Raw genomic sequence first — 17,098 nt, 5'->3', positions numbered from 1 at the left:
TTCCTCTTCAAGGGCGCAGCGATGCGCCCTTGTCATTTACAGCGCTTCCACGTCGATGTGCAGCGCGTCGTAACGCCAATACTCCAGGTCGCAATCGATCACTCTGTCGTGCTGATCGCGGTTCACCCGCGTAATGAACAGCGCCGGGCTGCCGTAGGTCACCTTCAGCATGGCGGCGGCCTGTTGCGGCAGCAGGGTGGGCAGCATGTCGAAACGTACCCGGCCGTAGTGAATGCCGTAGCGTGCGGCGTACAGCGCGGTCAGCGACTGGGTCAGATCTTCGTCCAGAATACCGGGGAAATAGGCCGGATTGAGGTAGTGCTCGCAGTACAGCACCGCACGCCCGTCGATGTAGCGCAGCCGGCGAATGCGATAGGCCTTGGCGCCGGAGGGCAGCGCCAGGCGGCCGGCCAGCGGCGCGTCGAGTGTGACGAGCGCACTGTCGATCGCTTCGGTATGGGCGGCGCGCCCCTGTTGCTGCGCCATGGCGTGAAAATGGCTGCGCTGCAACGGGTTATAGATCAGACGTGGCGGCGAGATAAACCAACCGCGCCGCACCTGACGGTAAATGACGCCCTGCGCCTCCAATTGGCCGAGCGCCTCCTGCAGGGTAATGCGGGTGGTGGCGAACTGTTCGCTCAGGGCTCGCTCGGAGGGCAGCTTGCCGCCCACGGCGAACTCGCCGGCGGTGATGCGGGCGTGCAGCGTTTGGCAGATGGTGGCGACGGTCGTCGGTGCTTCACTCATACAGCGGGTGTCCCGTTTCAGTGCGTTTGGCCTTTAAGGTAGACCAGCGTCGCGTTTTCGCCGTTGCAATGGGTGATAAAACTGTCGCTTTTTTAAGCTGACATATAATTATCACATTCGTCCGTTAGATTGGTTTGGCCCTTGCTGGACTAGTCCAGCCATCCCCACACTACCACCTGGAGCATCAGTTATGAAACGTTTGTGCGCTTCTGTGTTAACCAGTGCCATCGTGTTATCCAGCCAGATGAGCTGGGCCGCGGATACCGATCTGGCGGCGCTGGAGCAGGCCGCTAAAAAAGAAGGCGAAGTCAACAGCGTCGGCATGCCGGACAGCTGGGCCAACTGGAAAGGCACCTGGCAAGATCTGTTGAGCAAATACGGCCTGAAGCATGTCGATACCGACATGAGCTCTGCGCAGGAGATCGCCAAATTCGATGCGGAAAAGAACAACGCCACGGCGGACATCGGTGACGTCGGCGCGGCCTTCGGCCCGGTGGCGGTGCAGAAGGGCGTGACGCAGCCGTACAAACCCTCCACCTGGGATCAGGTGCCAGATTGGGCGAAAGACAAAGATGGCCACTGGGCGCTGGCTTACACCGGCACCATCGCCTTCATCATTAACAAGCAACAGGTGAAAGACATCCCGCACAGCTGGGCCGATCTGCTGAAGGGCAGCTATCAGGTCACCATCGGCGACGTCGGCACCGCTTCGCAGGCGGCCAGCGGCGTGCTGGCGGCCACTTACGCCATGGGCGGCAACGAGAAAAACCTCAAGCCGGGCCTGGAGTTCTTCGGCAAGCTGGCCAAGGCCGGCCGCCTGAGCCTGAGTAACCCGGTGATCGCGTCGCTGGAGAAGGGGGAAGTGCAGGTCGGCGTGGTATGGGACTTCAACGGTCTGAACTACCGCGATCAGATCGACAAAACCCGCTTTGAAGTGCTGATCCCGTCGGACGGTTCGATCACTTCCGGCTACACCACCATCATCAACAAATACGCCAAGCACCCGAATGCCGCCAAGCTGGCGCGCGAATACATCTTCTCCGACGCCGGTCAGATCAACCTGGCGCGCGGCTATGCCCGCCCGATCCGCGCCGAGCATCTGACGCTGCCGGACGACGTCAAAGCCAAGCTGCTGCCGGCCGAGCAGTACAAGAACGCGCACCCGATCGCCGATCCGGCGGCCTGGGAACAGAGCGCCAAAGCGCTGCCGCGCCTGTGGCAGGAAAACGTCATTATGTTTATGCAGCAGTGAGTTAACGCACCATGAAAACGATCCTCGTGCTGCTGGACGGCCTCAACTACCGGGTGGCGCACGACGCCATGGGTTATCTGCAGGCCGAATGCGCGGCGGGACGCGGGCGGTTGTATCTGCTGGAGAGCGAGTTGCCCTCGCTCTCCCGGCCGCTGTATGAATGCATCCTCACCGGCGTCACGCCGGTGGAGAGCGGCGTGGTGCACAATCACGTCTCGCGCCTTTCTCATCAACAAAGTGTGTTTCATTACGCGCGCGCCGCCGGGCTGACCACCGCCGCCGCCGCTTACCACTGGTTCAGCGAATTGTATAACCGCACGCCGTTCGACGCCGCGCGCGACCGCCATACCGACGCCCCCGAGCTGCCGATTCAACACGGGCATTTCTATTACGACGACGGTTATCCCGACAGCCATCTGTTTGACGACGCCGAAAACCTGCGTCTGCGTCATCAGCCAGACTTTCTGTTGATCCATCCGATGAACATCGATGACGCCGGCCACCGCTTTGGCCTCTCTTCGCCGCAGTACCGCAACGCGGCGCGGCGCGCCGACGGCTCGCTGTCGCGCTATCTGCCCGATTGGCTGGCGGCCGGTTATCAGGTGCTGGTTACCGCCGACCACGGCATGAACGACGATCGCAGCCACGGCGGCGTATTGCCGGAAGAGCGCCAGGTGCCGCTGTTCGTATTCGGCGCGGGCTTCAGCCTGGATGACGCCGATCCGCAGCAAACCGAGCTGTGCGGCACGATCTGCGATCTGTTGCAAGCGCCGCACGACAAGCCGCGCTGTCGGGCGCTGCTGGCGCAGGATGCGCGATGAACAGCAAAACCAAATGGATCGCCGCGCTGTGCCTGCTGCCGTTTATCGTGCTGTTCGGCGCGTTTCAGATCGCCCCGCTGGTGTGGATCGCCGTTCACAGCTTTTTCAGTGAGACCAGCGGCTGGGGATGGGGCAACTATGTCGATATCCTCACCTCGCCGTTCTACCTGCAGGCGTTTCAGTTCTCGCTGGAGATCTCGCTATGGTCGAGCGTCTACGGCTTGCTGATCGCGTTAGTTGGCAGTTACTCACTGCGTCAGCTCGGCCAGACGCGGTTTCATGACTTCGTGATGTCGTTCACCAACATGACCAGCAACTTCGCCGGGGTGCCGCTGGCGTTCGCCTTCGTCATACTGTTGGGGCTGAACGGTTGCCTGACGTTGCTGCTGCGCAAATACGGTCTGATGGAGAGCTTCAACCTCTATTCGAAGAGCGGCCTGATCGTGCTGTATACCTACTTCCAGATCCCGCTCGGGGTGCTGCTGCTGTATCCGGCATTTGACGCGCTGCGTGCCGACTGGCGCGAATCGGCGGCGCTGCTCGGCGCCGGCCCCTGGCGCTACTGGCGGCATATCGGCCTGCCGGTGTTGGCGCCGGCGCTGATGGGCACCTTCGTCATCCTGCTGGCCAACGCGCTGGGCGCCTACGCCACGGTGTACGCGCTGACCACCGGCAACTTCAACGTGATCCCGATCCGCATCTCGGCGTTGGTGGCGGGGGACATCTCCCTCGATCCGAACCTGGCCAGCGCGCTGGCGATGCTGCTGGTGGTGATGATGGCGTTTATCACGGTGATCCACCAATGGATGCTGCGCAGGAGCTACCTCAATGCACGCTCATAACCGGCTGGAGAATGCTCATGTCGCGTGTTGAACGCTTGTACCACCGCACGGTGACCGGCCTGCTGCTGTTGATCCTGCTGCTGCCGCTGGCGGCGACGCTGATTTACGCGCTGGCTACCCAGTGGGGCGCCACCATTTTGCCGGACGGTTTTACTCTGAAGTGGCTGACGGCGCTGTGGAGCGACCCGCGTTTTTTGCAGGCGCTGTGGCACTCGCTGCTGATCTGCTTCGGCACGCTGTTGCTGTCGGTGGTGGTGATCCTGCCGGCGATGTTTGTGATCGCTTACTACTTTCCCAAGCTGGACGCGGTGATGAACGTGCTGATTTTGCTGCCGTTCGCCGTGCCGCCGGTGGTGTCGGCGGTGGGGCTGATGCAACTGTTCGCCGCCGATCCGCTGCCGCTGCTCGGCACCCCCTGGATTTTGGTGGGCTGCTATTTCACCATCGCGCTGCCGTTTATCTACCGCGCCATCAGCAACAACATGCAGGCGATCAACCTGCGCGATCTGATGGACGCCGCGCACCTGCTCGGCGCCAGTACCTGGCGGGCGGCGCTGTGGGTGGTGCTGCCAAATTTGCGCAAGGGCGGAATGATCGCCGTGTTGCTGTCGTTCTCGTTCCTGATCGGCGAGTTTGTGTTCGCCAACCTGTTGGTGGGCAGCCAGTATGAAACGCTGCAGGTCTATCTGTTCAATATGCGCAACGGCAGCGGGCATTTCACCAGCGCGCTGGTCATCTCTTATTTCGCCGTGGTGCTGCTCGTCACCTGGCTGGCGAACCTGCTGAATAAAAACAAGGGTTAACCCGATGGCTTATCTCAACGTCACCCGCCTGAACAAACACTATGGCCAGACCCAGGTGTTTCAGGATATCGATTTCACCGCCGAAGAGGGGGAGTTCGTCACCCTGCTCGGGCCAAGCGGCTGCGGCAAGTCGACGCTGTTGCGCTGTCTGGCCGGCCTGACTCCGGTCGACAGCGGGCAAATTTTACTGCAGGGCCAGGATCTGGTGCCGCTGGCGCCGCAAAAGCGCGGCATCGGCATGGTGTTCCAAAGCTATGCACTGTTTCCCAATATGACGGTGGAAGGCAACGTGGCCTTCGGCCTGAAAATGCAGAAGCTGGCGGCCGGGCAGATCGGCCAGCGGGTGCAGGAGGTGCTAGCGCTGGTGGAGCTGAGCGATCTGGCGAAGCGCTATCCGCACCAACTGTCGGGCGGCCAGTGTCAGCGCGTGGCGCTGGCGCGATCGCTGGTCACGCGCCCGCGTCTGCTGCTGCTCGACGAACCGCTGTCGGCGCTGGATGCACGCATCCGCAAACATCTGCGTGAGCAGATCCGGCGCATTCAGCGCGAGCTGAACCTGACGGCGATCTTCGTCACCCACGATCAGGAAGAGGCGCTGACCCTGTCGGATCGCATCGTCCTGATGAACAAGGGGCAGATCGTACAGAGCGGCGATGCGGAAACCTTGTATACCCAGCCGGCGGACGCCTTCGCCGCCGGTTTTATCGGCAACTATAACCTGCTGAGCGCCGAACAGGCCGGCCGGCTGACCGGGCGCAGCTATGCCGGCAAGGTGGCGATCCGCCCAGAGTCTATCGGCCTGTTGCCGGCCGGACAGGGGATCGGCGGGGTGATCCTTGGTCACAGTTTGCTCGGGAATGTGGTACGCTATCGGATTCAGGTTCGCGAGGTAGAGTTGCTGGTTGACGTGCTCAACCGTTCGGTGGCCGATCTGCGGCCCGACGGCGCGGAAATTGGGCTACACTTGGAACCTGTTGTATTGCGGGAAGTTGCATGACTTCGCAGCGCGGCACCGGGGCTCTCCCACCGCCGCCTTAACCCTTCTCTTCTGCGGTCTGCCCCCGCCCGCTGTCCTGCCAGACCCACGCCCGGCAGGCGGGACCGCGCGCTGTACCCGTCATCTTTAGCCTACCGGCTGCGGCTGGGGCGAACAGCACCGTTCCGCCCATCCACAGCGCCTGACAGGCATCGGGTACCAGCCTCCTTTGGCCGGGCGTTAATGGAGCGTATCTTCCGTGCTGACCCTTCTTCACCTGCTTTCGTCCGTGGCGCTATTGGTGTGGGGAACCCACATCGTGCGCACCGGGATCATGCGGGTTTATGGCGCCAATCTGCGGCGCGTTTTGAGCGACAGCGTTGAGAAAAAACCGTTGGCGTTCGTTTCCGGCATCGGCGTGACGGCGCTGGTGCAAAGCAGCAACGCCACGGCGCTGCTGGTGACCTCTTTCGTCGCGCAAGGGCTGGTGGGGCTGGCGCCTGCGCTGGTGATCATGCTCGGCGCCGACGTCGGCACCGCGCTGATGGCGCGCGTGTTGACCTTCGATCTGTCCTGGCTGTCGCCGCTGCTGATCCTGGTTGGGGTATTCCTGTTCCTCAGCCGCAAGCAGATGCGGATCGGCCAGATCGGGCGCGTCTTGATCGGTCTGGGGCTGATCGTGCTGGCGCTCGAGCTGATCGTGGCCGCCGCCACGCCGATCACCCAGGCGGCCGGGGTGAAAGTGTTGTTCTCGTCGCTGACCGGCGACGTGATGCTCGACGCCCTGACCGGCGCGCTGTTCGCCATCGTCAGCTATTCCAGCCTGGCGGCGGTGTTGCTGACCGCCACCCTGACCGCCACCGGCGTGATTTCGCTGAAGGTGGCGCTCTGTCTGGTGATCGGCGCCAACCTCGGCAGCGGCCTGCTGGCGATGATCAACGCCAGCGGCCAGAACGCCGCCGGGCGGCGCGTGGCGCTCGGCAGCCTGCTGTTCAAGCTGGTGGGCTGCATACTGGTGTTGCCGTTCGTCTCCTATCTGGCGGATGTGATGGCTCAGCTGCCGGGTGGCAGCGAAGAGCTGGTGATCTATTTCCACGTGTTCTACAACCTGATCCGTTGTTTGGTGATGATCCCGTTGGCCGGGCCGATGGCGACGCTGTGCGAACGGCTGATCGTCGACGTGGCGGCCGACGACCCGCGCATGCGGCCGCGTCATCTGGACGCCAGCGCGTTGGATACGCCGACGCTGGCGCTGGCCAACGCGGCGCGCGAAACGCTGCGCATGGGCGACGTGGTGGAACACATGATGATCCTGCAGCGCGAAGTGCTGCACGGTAAGCAAGGCGTGGATAAAGAGGTGCGGCGACTCGACGATGACGTCGACGTGCTTTACACCGCCATCAAGCTGTATCTGGCGCAGATCCAGAAGGAAGATCTGGGCGAGGAAGATTCGCGTCGTTGGGCGGAGATCATCGAAATGGCGCTCAACCTGGAACAGGCGGGCGACATCATCGAGCGCATGGCCGGCGACGTGGGCGCCAAATCGCACGCCGCGCGCCGCGCCTTCTCGGCGGAAGGGTTGGCGGAGCTGGACGGGCTGCACGAACGGCTGATCGGCAACCTGCGTCTGGGGCTGTCGGTGTTCCTGTCCGGCGACGTCACCAGTGCCAAACGCCTGCGTCGTTCCAAGCACCGCTTCCGCATTCTGGATCGCCGCTACGCGCATGCGCACGTCGATCGCCTGCATCAGCAAAACGTGCAGAGCATCGAGACCAGTTCGCTGCATTTGGGATTGTTGGGAGACATGAAGCGCCTGAACTCGCTGTTTTGCGCCGTGGCCTACAACGTGTTGGATCAGGATGCGAAAGACGACGATCGCGACTGGGAAGACACCCCAAGCACGCTGTAAAAAAAACGCCCCCGGTTTTCCGGGGGCGTTGCGTAGGGGAGTGCGTTATTTGCCGCTGAATACGCCGGCTTTGGCGTCCGCCTGCTGAGTTGAGGCATGGCCGCTGGCGAACGGCACGTTGCCGTCGACGCTTTGCTTCGCCGCGCCGCCTAACAGTCCACCTACCGTGGCCGCCGCATCGACGCGGCCGCCGCCCTGATAACGCTGGCCGCTGACGTCCTGCTGGCTGACCTGGCTACCGCCCAGTTCCACCTTGCCCTGCTGGCTGCGGATTTCGCCGCCGGTCAGTTGGGTTTGGCCGCCGACCTGCAGCGCCACGCCGTGCTTACCGGCAATCGCCGATTGCTCACCGACCGCATTGTTGTTCACCACGTCGGCATTGACCTTGAGCTGCCCCTGGCGACCCGCCGGCCCGGTGATGCTGTCTTTCACCGCGCCGCCGACGGTGCGTGCGCCGCGATCCCACAGCGGGCCCTGCGGTTTTTCGCCGGCCAGCGTTTCCGGCAGCGTGACTTTGCCGTCAGCCTTGCTGAAGCTGACTGCACCGGTGGTATCCTGCTGCGGATCGAGGCGACGCGCTACGCTGTTGTACTTGTCGGTGGTGGCGTCGGCCACTTTGTTCACCCCGGCTTCCAGTTTCTCTTTCACTTTACCGGCGTAGCGCGGCGTGCCGACCTTCGACAGCTTGGAGGTGATGCTGCTGCCCGGATCGTTGCTGTGGCTCAGACCGGCATCCACATCCACCTTCACGCCTGTCTCGACGTCTTTGCGGCTTTCAACGCGCAGATCGCCGCCCACCTTGCCCTGTACGCTGTCGGCGTCGACGCGTGCGCCGGCAAGGCGGGTGTCTTTGCCGCTGTTGAGCGCTACGTCGCCTGCGGTGATGCCGGTGTTGGCGTGGGTGGTTTTATCCTGCTGCTCCACGCCGACTTTCAGACCGGCGCCCAGCGTGTGGGTATCTTTGCCGGTGTTCGGATCGACCTTGCCGCCGGCGTCCTTGTTGAAGGTTTGGCCGCCTCTGGCGTTGGCTTTGATGCCCAGATTCCAGTTGTCCTTATGCTGCTCGTTCTTGGCGGATTCCAGCAGGATGCCGCCGTTTTTCGCTTCGAGCGCGGCGCTGCCGCCGCTGACTTTGGCCCCCTGCAGATGCAGCGCGTCATCGCCTTTGCCGTTGGCGGACAGGGTGACCTTGCCGTCTGAGGCGATAGTGGCACCCTGGCGCTCGGTCGCGGACTCATTGACCTTGGCGATGTCGAAGGCGCCGCCGGCGGAGAGGCTGCCGCCGGTTTTTTCCTTGCTGTCGCTGCTGCCGGCGCCCAGATCGATATTGCCGGACAGTTTGCTTTCCTTACGCGTTTGGGTCGATTCCGCCGTCTGCAGCGCGACCTTGTTGCCCGCGTTCAGGCTGACGTCGCCCTGGCTCTTGACGTTGGTGCCCTGCAGCGTCAGATCGCGGCCCGCTTTCAGCTCCACGCCCTGGCCGCTGACGTTGCCGACCTGCGCCGTGCTGCTGCTGCTTTCACCGTTGTTGGTGCCGCCGCCGAAACCGGCGCCGAAGTTTTTGCTGTCGGCGGTGAAGCCGCCTTTGGCGGACGCTTTGACGTTAAAGCCGCTGTGGTTCTCGCTCTGTTTGTCGCTGGCCTGATCGAAGCGGATATCGCCGCCGGCGTTGACGGCGGTTTTACCGCTGCCGCCGTTCAGCGCGGTACCCTGATAGACCGCGTCTTTTTTCACGTTGACGTTGATGCCGTTGGCCGCGTCGATCGAGCCGGTCACCGCCTGGCTGGCGCTGCTGTTGCTGCGCTGGGTGCCGCCTTCGCCCTTGGCGTCCACGGTCAGATCGCTGCCGGTGGTGGTGTAGACGCGCACGCCGGCGCTGCCGCGGGTGTCGCGGCTCTGCTCGTCCTGACGGTTTGCCGCGGCTTCGCTGCGGTGGCTATCCGCCGTCAGGTTGACCGCGCCTTTGCTCGCCTGGTACTGCGTGCCCTGATCGCGCACTTCGCCTTTGGCATTGATGTCGATGCTGCCGGCTTTCACCGAGCTGACCACCGCCTGCGAGCTGCTGCTGTGTTTTTCGCTGCTGCCGCCCTGTGCGCCGATATCGAGGCCGACGTTAGGCGCGCCGATGCCGCCGATATCATTGATGACGCCGGTGGCGTCCAGCTTGGCCGCTTTGCCGACCGCACGCTCGACCGGACGCGTGACGGCGCTGTAATCGACGTTGGCGCCGATATTCACGCCGACGTCGGTCTTGTGGGTGGTGCTGCTGTTGCTGTTGGTGGCCGCCAGGTGATCGACACCGGCGGCGTTCTCTTGATAGGTGCCGCCGACGCTGTGCTGCGCGCCTTGCTGGGTCAGCTTGTCGCGGGCGTTGATCGTCAGGTTGCCTTTGACGTCGCTGCCGGACGTGACCGCCTTGCTGCTTTGCGTCTGGGTTTTGCTGTTCTCGTAGCCGGCTTCCACGCCGCTGCCGAGTTTGTCGATGCCGCCGGTGTAATAGAAACCGCCGCCGATCTTGGTTTGCTCGGTGTTTGAGGCCGTTTTGTCGTCGGCCGCCAGGAACGAAACCTTGTTGCCGCTGACGCTGGCGTCGCCTTTGTCGGCCACCAATTGAGAACCGCTGAAGGTCACGTCCTGCTTCGCCTTGAGCTTCACGCTGCCGCCGCTGAGGCCTGAGGCGCTGTTCTCGGTGCGGGTGGTTTTCTCGCTGTCGCTGGTGTGCTCGATGCGCAAACCGGCACGGTACTGCTTGTCACCGGCTTCTTTGGCGTAGCCGTTAACGGTGAGCGCGGTCTTCTGCTCGTCGATTTTCTGCTGCCGCTCGGCGGCCTTGACGTTGATGTTGCCGGCCTTCGACTCGACGCTCAGCTCACCGCCGCTGGCGACCTGGCTGCCGATCACGTCAGCATCCTTGCGGCTGACCAGCGTCAGGTTGGTGTCGGATTTCAGCTCGCTGGCGGTGCTGCTCTGGTAGCTGTTGTCGGCCTTGTGCGAACTGCTGGTGATGTTGAAGGCGGTGCCGGTGCGCGCGTCGATTTTGTCCACGGTGGTGCTCAGCGCGTTGTCGATGCGCAGGCCGCCGTGGGTGGTGGTGACTTCGCCGCCTGTCTGGCCGCGCGCCTTGCTGCCGGTAATGGTGACGCCTTGCTGGCCGTTCAGGCGCAGGGTGCCGCCGCTGGTCAATTCGGAGGCGTGGCTGATCTCGCGGCGATTGCTGTTGTTTTTGTTGTCGCCGCCGCCGATGCCACCCCAGGAGGTTTTGTCATCGCGCACCGCTTTGGCGTTGGCGGTTTTCTGCACCCCGATCTGAATCTGGTCTTTCGCGTCGATAGTCAGATCGTTGTTGGCATGCAGCCTGGCGCCCTGGGTCGCAACGTTACGGCCGGCTTCCAGCGTCAGTTTACCCTTGTCCTGGCCCTTACCCTCGCTGCGCAGTTCGCTGGCCTTCAGGCTTTCGCTTTCGTCGCTGCTGCTCCATCTGCCGGTGCGCAGGCTGGAGGTGTGGTTGCGCTGGTAGCCGCGCTCGCTGGATTTATCCTTCTCCACCAGCCCGGCAAGGTGTACGTCGCGCGCCGCTTTGACGCTCAGCGCGCGGTCGGCGCTGACATTGGCGCCCAGCAGCTTCACGTCTTCCTGGTTGCTGATGAGTTTGGCGCTGCCGCTGGCGGCGACGGTGCTGCCCGCCTGCTGCAGCTGCTCGCGTTCGCGGGTAACGTCGTATTGCCAGGAGTAGAACCAGCGATCGTCGGTATGGCCTTGCGTCTGCTTCAACTGCTGGCCGTCGAGCGTCAGTTTGCCGCCCTGCAGCGTAATGTCTTCGCCGCGGATATCGGTGGCGGTGAGGTGCGCATGATTATCCGCCACTAGGCTGATGTTCTTGCCCTTCAGCTCGGTGCGGGTCAGCTTCTGGCTGCTGCTGCGATCGTTGACGTAGATGCCGCCACGGTAATTTTGATAGTTATCGCCGCCGTTTTTGTTGCTGCTGGCGTCGTCGACGCGGCTTTCGCTGCGGATATCATAGGCTTTCACCTTGAGTTCATCGCCGGCGTTCAACGAGCCGGCCAGCTTCACGCCGCTGCCCTGTGCGGTGTTGATGATGTTGATGCGCCCGGCCTGCATGCTGCCGAGGTAGTAGCTGTCCAGCGCGGTCGGCATCTGTTGGCTGGCCTGCACCGTGCCGTCGCGCGCTACCCGGTTAAGACCGCTGATGGCGTTGATCGTCGCCGAGGTCACGTTACCATCCGAATGCTTGAAATCTTGCACGATCACTTCGCCGCGGCTGTCGATCTTCGGTGCGATCAGATCCAGTACGCCGCCGGCGTTCAGGGTACCATTGAGGCTCAGGGTGTTGCGGTTGCCGAAGGTGCTGTAGCCCTGCAGCACGCCGTTTTCCACCAGCGGGTTGCCGACCACCAGTGAGGAGTGGCTGGTATTGATGAACCCGCAGCCCTGACAGCTGATGCCGTTCGGGTTGGCCAGCACGTAGTCGGCCGCCATGCCGAAGATCTCTTGCTGGCCATGCAGCAGCGACGGGTTACGGCCGATCACCTCGTTGAGGATCACGCTGGCTTCATGCCCGCCCAGATTTGGGTTGGCGCCCAGTTGGCCGGCCAGCTGCGACAGTCCCGCCTCGCGGGAGTTGTTCAGCACCGCGCCGGGCTGGTTGACGTTGAAGTCCTGATATTGGTTGTGCGACAGCCCGTTGCCGTTCGGCGCGACGATATCGACCACCTGCGCGCCGGTGGCGGCGGTAGAGACGCCGGGGCCGTTGGCGCCGTTGGCCGCAACGATCTCTGCGGCGTAGGCGCCGGTGGAAGCGGCGAGAATAATCGCCAGCGCGGCGGCCAGTTTGCCTGCCGCCGAAAGTCTGAAGTTATTATTTTTCATCCATGTATCTCCGTATGTTGCCGTGGGGTCCTGCAAAACTGTTGATTAAAAGGTGTAAGAAAAGCGGGCCAACACCTGAACGGGATCTTCCGGCGTGGCGTGGTTAGACAAAATCCAGCCGCGGCTGACTTCGAGATCGACCAGCGCTCGCTGATAACGCAATGTGGCGCCGGTGCTTATACCGGCGCTGCTGCGCCAGCCTGAGTTGTCCTGACGCGGCAGAATGCGGCCGACGTCGGCGCCGAGGCGCGGCGTCAGCGTGGTGGCGCCCAGATTGAAACTGCGAGACAGCGTATTTTGCAGATACCAGCCGTTGTCGCCGGACTGGGTACTGCGGCTGAAGCCGCGTACGGCGCTGCGATCGGTGAGACTCAGCCACTCCACGCCGGGCAGCGGGTCACGGCTGTATTGACCGTAGAACAGGTTGTTGAGCTGATAGGTGGCTTCGCCCAGCCTGAGGCGCTGGCTGAGGTTGGCGAACAGCTTGCCCTTGGTGAACTGGCTGTCGAGGTGCACCGAACTCGGGTGGCGGCCGGCCCCCAGCCACGGCATCCCCTGCTCGACGCTGAGGTTGGCGCTGAACACGCCATTGGGCAGAATTTGCAGGTGGCTGGCGCTCAGTTCGGCCAGGGTCAGCGTTGGGCTGCTGACCTCAAGGCGCACGCTTTCGAAGTAGTTGTCGATGCGCTTATAGGTCAGCTGGCCGCTCAGGCTGTCTATCTGATCGTGATCGCGATAAAACACGTAGTCGCTGCGCAGCCCGTACTGTTGGGTCTGGCCGTGCAGTTTGACCACGTTGTGCTGCAGCTGCTGGTGGTTCTCATAGGACGAGAAGCTGGCGAACCCGCTAAAGGTGAAGGCGCCGTACGGCAGCGAGTAGAGCAGGGTATAGGCGCGACTGTAGCGGTGAGCCGGGTTTTCCAGCGTGCTGTTGGCGTTCAGGCTGACGAAGTCCGACAGGCCGAACGGGCTGTCCAGCGTGGCGGTGGCGCGCGCCAGCCACTGGCCGGTACTTTTCTGGCCGTAATTATCCGTACCGGCGGTAATCAACCAGGGTTTGGCGTGTTGATTGCGTAAACGAATTACCGAGCCGCCGACCTGGCGGCCGGGTAATATATCCAGCTTGGTGGTATTCGATTGCAAACGATTGGCCTGATCCAATCCCTGGTCGAGTTCGGTTAATTTCAACGGCTTGCCTTCCAGGCCCGGAAATAATAACCGGCTATTGACCCAGCGATCGCCGCCTTCTATTTTTTCGATAAATCCTTCCGTCACGCTTAGCCCCAATTCCCCCTGTGAATTAGGGCGAACAATTTGCACGCGCGCGGTGATATAACCTTTTTGCACATAAAGACGCGTTAATTCGCGGGTCAGGCGATTGATATCGTTACTGCTGATGCAGTTTTCCGGCAGCGCGCTCAGCGCAGATAAATCGCCCGGCGAGAGCAGGGTAATGCCCTGCAGATAAACGCCGGCGATCGGCAGGCACTGCGCGGACTGCGGCAGTGCGGGCGCGGCCGGTTCCGGCTCCGCCAGCAAGCGCTGCTGCTTCAGCTGCTGGTAGCGGCGCTGCTCGATCAAATGATTGACTTCACGCGTGCTGTCTTGCAACGCGCGCCGTGATTCCCCCATCGACATGTCCATCATCATATGGGAGTCCGGCAAGGTTTCGGCGGAAAGGGCCGTGCTGACCAGCAGTGTCAATGCGGTGATTTTTTTTATCATTGTAATCCATTCTGAGAGGCCGCCGGGGCAGCCAGCCCAATCCATGAGGTTAACCACGGGCGGCCGACGGCCGGCCCGAAATAATGAGCGACATGCACATTGCGAGGTATCTTGATTTGCCGCAGCAAATAAGACGGTGGGTATAGATCTAAATAATAATTAGGCTGCTCATTTTTTGGCGGGCAACCCTGGTGACTTAATTAATTAAAAAAAGTAGAACGTCTCTTCCTGTTACCAACATTATCGGCATGGATAGGAAGAATCTGAATTTTTATTTTCCACGGATGATAGGGGATGAAGGGAATTATGACAATCCGACCAGTGGCAAATACGAAATTTCGCAGAGCAGAGTGGGGACGCAAATGTTTGCGTCCCCCACAGGCGGTTTATTTTTTCTTGATAGGGCGGCCGGACCAATAGCCCGCCAGCAGCGAACCGGAGAGATTGTGCCATACCGAGAACAGCGCGCCCGGCAGCGCGGCCAGCGGTGAGAAGTAAATTTTACCCAGCGTAGCCGCCAGCCCGGAGTTCTGCATTCCGACTTCGATCGCCAGCGTGCGGCAGGTGGACTCATCGAAACCGAACAGTTTACCGCCCCAGTAGCCGCTCAGCAGACCGATGCCGTTGTGCAGGATCACCGCGATGATAACGACCAGGCCGACCGAGGCGATGTGGCTTTGACTGCCCGCCACCACCGCGCTGATGATCGCCAGGATGCATACCATAGACAGCGCCGGCAGCAGCGGCTCGATGCGCTTCACCACCTTGGTCAGGGTATGGTGGACGATCAGGCCCAGGCCGATCGGGATCACCACGATCTGCAGGATGCTCAGCAGCATGCCCATGATATCGACGCTGATCTCGGCGTCGACGTACAGACGGGTCAACAGGGGCGTGGCGAACACGCCCACCAGCGTTGAGACCGCCGAAATGGTCACCGACAGCGCCACGTCGCCCTTGGCCAAATAGATCATCACGTTGGAGGCGGTGCCGCTGGCCACGCTGCCCACCAGCACCATGCCGGCGGACAGATCCGGCGGCATGCGGAACAGCATCGCCAGGATCCAGGCCGCCAGCGGCATGATCAGATAGTGCAGGAAGATGCCGGCTGCCACCGGACCGGGGCGCGCCAGCACCCGTTTAAAGTCATCCAGCCGCAGCGTGACGCCCATGGCGAACATGATCAGCATCAGCAACGGGCTGACGTAGGGGCCGATGCCGGTAAAGGTGGTCGGCGTGTAATAAGCGGCGACGGACAGCAGTATCGCCCACAGGGGGAATAAGCGCGTGAATAGTGCCAGCATGCAGGTTTTCCTTAGCCAGATTGAGAACGGTGGGTGTGGTTGTGTTTTTTATTGCGGGTTCAACATGCTGAACCCCTGCAGGTTTTGAACGGATTTTTTTAGACGCAGGGGCGCAGCGTGCTGCGCCCGCAATCAGGGGTAATGACTTATTCGAACAGGTTGTGGTGCAGGGCGCGCACCACCTGCTCGGCTTCTTCGCCCGGTACCAGGAAGCACAGGTTATAGCTGCTGGCGCCGTAGCAGATCATGCGGATATTGAACGGATCGAGCACGCCGAACACCTCTTTGCCGACGCCACAGGCCCGCGACAGCTGGTTGCCGATGATCGCCACCAGCGCCAGGTTCTCTTCCACCTCCACCCGACACAGCGACGACAGCTCGGTCAGCAGCGAAGTCGTCAGCAGACTGGCGCCGGCGGAGGTGGAGCCGGTGGTGTCCATGGTCAGCGCGATGCTGACTTCCGAGGTGGTGATCAGATCGACGGAGATATTGTGGCGCGCCAGAATGTTGAACACCTCGGCCAGGAAACCGCGTGCGTGCAGCATGTTCAGGCTGTGCAGCGTCAGCAGCGTTTGCTTGCGGCGCAACGCCAGCGCGCGGAACAGCGGCGGATTCTCGGTGGTGTTGCACACCAGCGTGCCGCCGGCCGCCGGATCCTTGCTGGAGCCGACGAACACCGGAATGTCGCTGCGCACCGCCGGCAGCAGGGTGGCCGGATGCAGCACTTTGGCACCGAAGGTGGCCATTTCCGCCGCCTCTTCGAAACCGATTTTGTCGATGCGCTTGGCCGCCGGCACCACGCGCGGATCGGTGGTGTAGATGCCCGGCACGTCGGTCCAGATATCCACCCGGCTGACGCCGAGGGCTTCGCCGAGCAGCGCGGCGGTATAGTCGCTGCCGCCGCGGCCGAGCGTGGTGGTGCGGCCTTTCGGCTCGCTGCCGATAAAGCCCTGGGTGACCACCAGCGCTTCCTGCAGGCGCGGCAGCAATTGCGCCTGAGCCAGTTCGCTGAGCGCGGCGCTGTCCGGCACGGCGCGGCCGAAGTGATCGTCGGTGCGCATCACTTTACGCACGTCGAACCATTCGGCCTGCACGTTGCGGGCGCGCAGGATTTCAACGAACAGCAGGGTGGACATCAGCTCCCCATGGCTGACCAGCTCATCGGTCAACGCCGTCGAGGTGGCCAGCGACGCGGCCTCCGACAGCATGGCGATGTTTTCCAGCAGGCGGTCGATCTCGTCGCGGATCACCGCCGGCGCCGTGAGGCGATCGAGGATGGCGTACTGGATGCGGCGAATTTCATCAAGCTGGTAGTTGCGCTTGTCGGCCTCGCAACCCTCGGCCAAGGCGACCAACAGGTTGGTGACGCCCGCCGAAGCGGACAACACCACCAGGCGCACCTGTGGGTTGGCCAGCACGACGTCGGCGCTGCGGTTCATGGCTTCAAAGTCGGCGACGCTGGTGCCGCCGAACTTGGCCACCACGGTGGAATTCTGGGGTACTGCTTGGTTCATGTAGAAACCTCGTGTCAGGGATGCCCGTTTGGGGGCACTGTAATTCCATAGCCTTGGCACAAGGGGAGAGCGGTAAACAGGGGGCAGGCGTAGAGGTCAGGCTACGATACACCCAGAAGCGCCCCACCTTGTCGATCGCCCTGTGGGCGATCCCCTGGTGACAACCCAGGGGATTCAGCCCCTGTAGTCGATACGATAATGGCCGGCCATTACCCTACCTCGGCGTCGCTCCCCCTCGGGTGCCGTCAACGGAGAAACGGCTCCTCTGACACTCTACCTGGGCGACGCGCCTCTTCTGGCTTGCGCACCGGGTGCGCA

The 17,098-nt window shown here is 62.4% G+C and carries 11 protein-coding genes and 1 riboswitch; of the genes, 6 read left to right on the top strand and 5 right to left on the bottom strand.

Annotation, left to right across the window (positions count from 1 at the left end):
• Nucleotides 1-36: 36 nt before the first annotated feature.
• Complete coding sequence (locus AAIE04_RS06630; RefSeq protein ID WP_498576695.1) at nt 37-747, bottom strand: UTRA domain-containing protein; 711 nt, start codon at nt 745-747, stop codon at nt 37-39.
• A 190-nt stretch (nt 748-937) separates the two neighbouring features.
• Here AAIE04_RS06630 and AAIE04_RS06625 point away from each other — a divergent pair, with 190 nt between their 5' ends.
• The 6 genes from AAIE04_RS06625 (at nt 938) to AAIE04_RS06600 (ending at nt 7,350) form a co-directional block, all read left to right on the top strand.
• Nucleotides 938-1,999, top strand: a complete 1,062-nt coding sequence (locus AAIE04_RS06625; protein ID WP_004936660.1) for an ABC transporter substrate-binding protein — start codon at nt 938-940, stop codon at nt 1,997-1,999.
• An 11-nt stretch (nt 2,000-2,010) separates the two neighbouring features.
• A complete protein-coding gene (locus AAIE04_RS06620; RefSeq protein WP_154747251.1) occupies nt 2,011-2,820 on the top strand; it encodes an alkaline phosphatase family protein in 810 nt (269 codons plus the stop codon).
• Nucleotides 2,817-3,662 carry an ABC transporter permease gene (locus AAIE04_RS06615; protein ID WP_015379247.1) on the top strand — a complete coding sequence of 282 codons (846 nt, stop codon included), beginning with the start codon at nt 2,817-2,819 and terminating at the stop codon, nt 3,660-3,662. The genes AAIE04_RS06620 and AAIE04_RS06615 overlap by 4 nt, the downstream gene beginning before the upstream one ends.
• A gap of 17 nt (nt 3,663-3,679) precedes the next feature.
• A complete protein-coding gene (locus tag AAIE04_RS06610) occupies nt 3,680-4,465 on the top strand; it encodes an ABC transporter permease (protein WP_309530690.1) in 786 nt (261 codons plus the stop codon).
• 4 nt (nt 4,466-4,469) lie between these two features.
• Nucleotides 4,470-5,462 carry an ABC transporter ATP-binding protein gene (locus tag AAIE04_RS06605; RefSeq protein WP_033631956.1) on the top strand — a complete coding sequence of 331 codons (993 nt, stop codon included), beginning with the start codon at nt 4,470-4,472 and terminating at the stop codon, nt 5,460-5,462.
• 238 nt (nt 5,463-5,700) lie between these two features.
• Nucleotides 5,701-7,350 (top strand): Na/Pi cotransporter family protein, encoded by a 1,650-nt coding sequence (locus AAIE04_RS06600; protein WP_004936675.1) that lies wholly within the window; start codon nt 5,701-5,703, stop codon nt 7,348-7,350.
• 45 nt (nt 7,351-7,395) lie between these two features.
• Here AAIE04_RS06600 and AAIE04_RS06595 read toward each other — a convergent pair whose 3' ends face one another.
• From AAIE04_RS06595 to lysC, 4 genes are all read right to left on the bottom strand, one after another.
• Nucleotides 7,396-12,237 carry a hemagglutinin repeat-containing protein gene (locus AAIE04_RS06595; RefSeq protein ID WP_498576694.1) on the bottom strand — a complete coding sequence of 1,614 codons (4,842 nt, stop codon included), beginning with the start codon at nt 12,235-12,237 and terminating at the stop codon, nt 7,396-7,398.
• Nucleotides 12,238-12,282: 45 nt separating this feature from the next.
• On the bottom strand, nt 12,283-13,962 hold the full coding sequence (locus AAIE04_RS06590; protein WP_019453240.1) for a ShlB/FhaC/HecB family hemolysin secretion/activation protein: 1,680 nt from the start codon (nt 13,960-13,962) through the stop codon (nt 12,283-12,285).
• A 386-nt stretch (nt 13,963-14,348) separates the two neighbouring features.
• A complete protein-coding gene (gene panS / locus AAIE04_RS06585) occupies nt 14,349-15,266 on the bottom strand; it encodes a ketopantoate/pantoate/pantothenate transporter PanS (RefSeq protein WP_019453239.1) in 918 nt (305 codons plus the stop codon).
• Between the two features lie 146 nt (nt 15,267-15,412).
• Nucleotides 15,413-16,780 (bottom strand): lysine-sensitive aspartokinase 3, encoded by a 1,368-nt coding sequence (gene lysC, locus AAIE04_RS06580; RefSeq protein ID WP_025160141.1) that lies wholly within the window; start codon nt 16,778-16,780, stop codon nt 15,413-15,415.
• Nucleotides 16,781-16,888: 108 nt separating this feature from the next.
• Nucleotides 16,889-17,083, bottom strand: a riboswitch (Lysine riboswitch).
• Nucleotides 17,084-17,098 lie beyond the last annotated feature (15 nt).

It is taken from the genome of Serratia sp. Ae19-1 (genome assembly GCF_059801225.1).
This window is presented reverse-complemented; position numbering and strand designations above follow the sequence as displayed.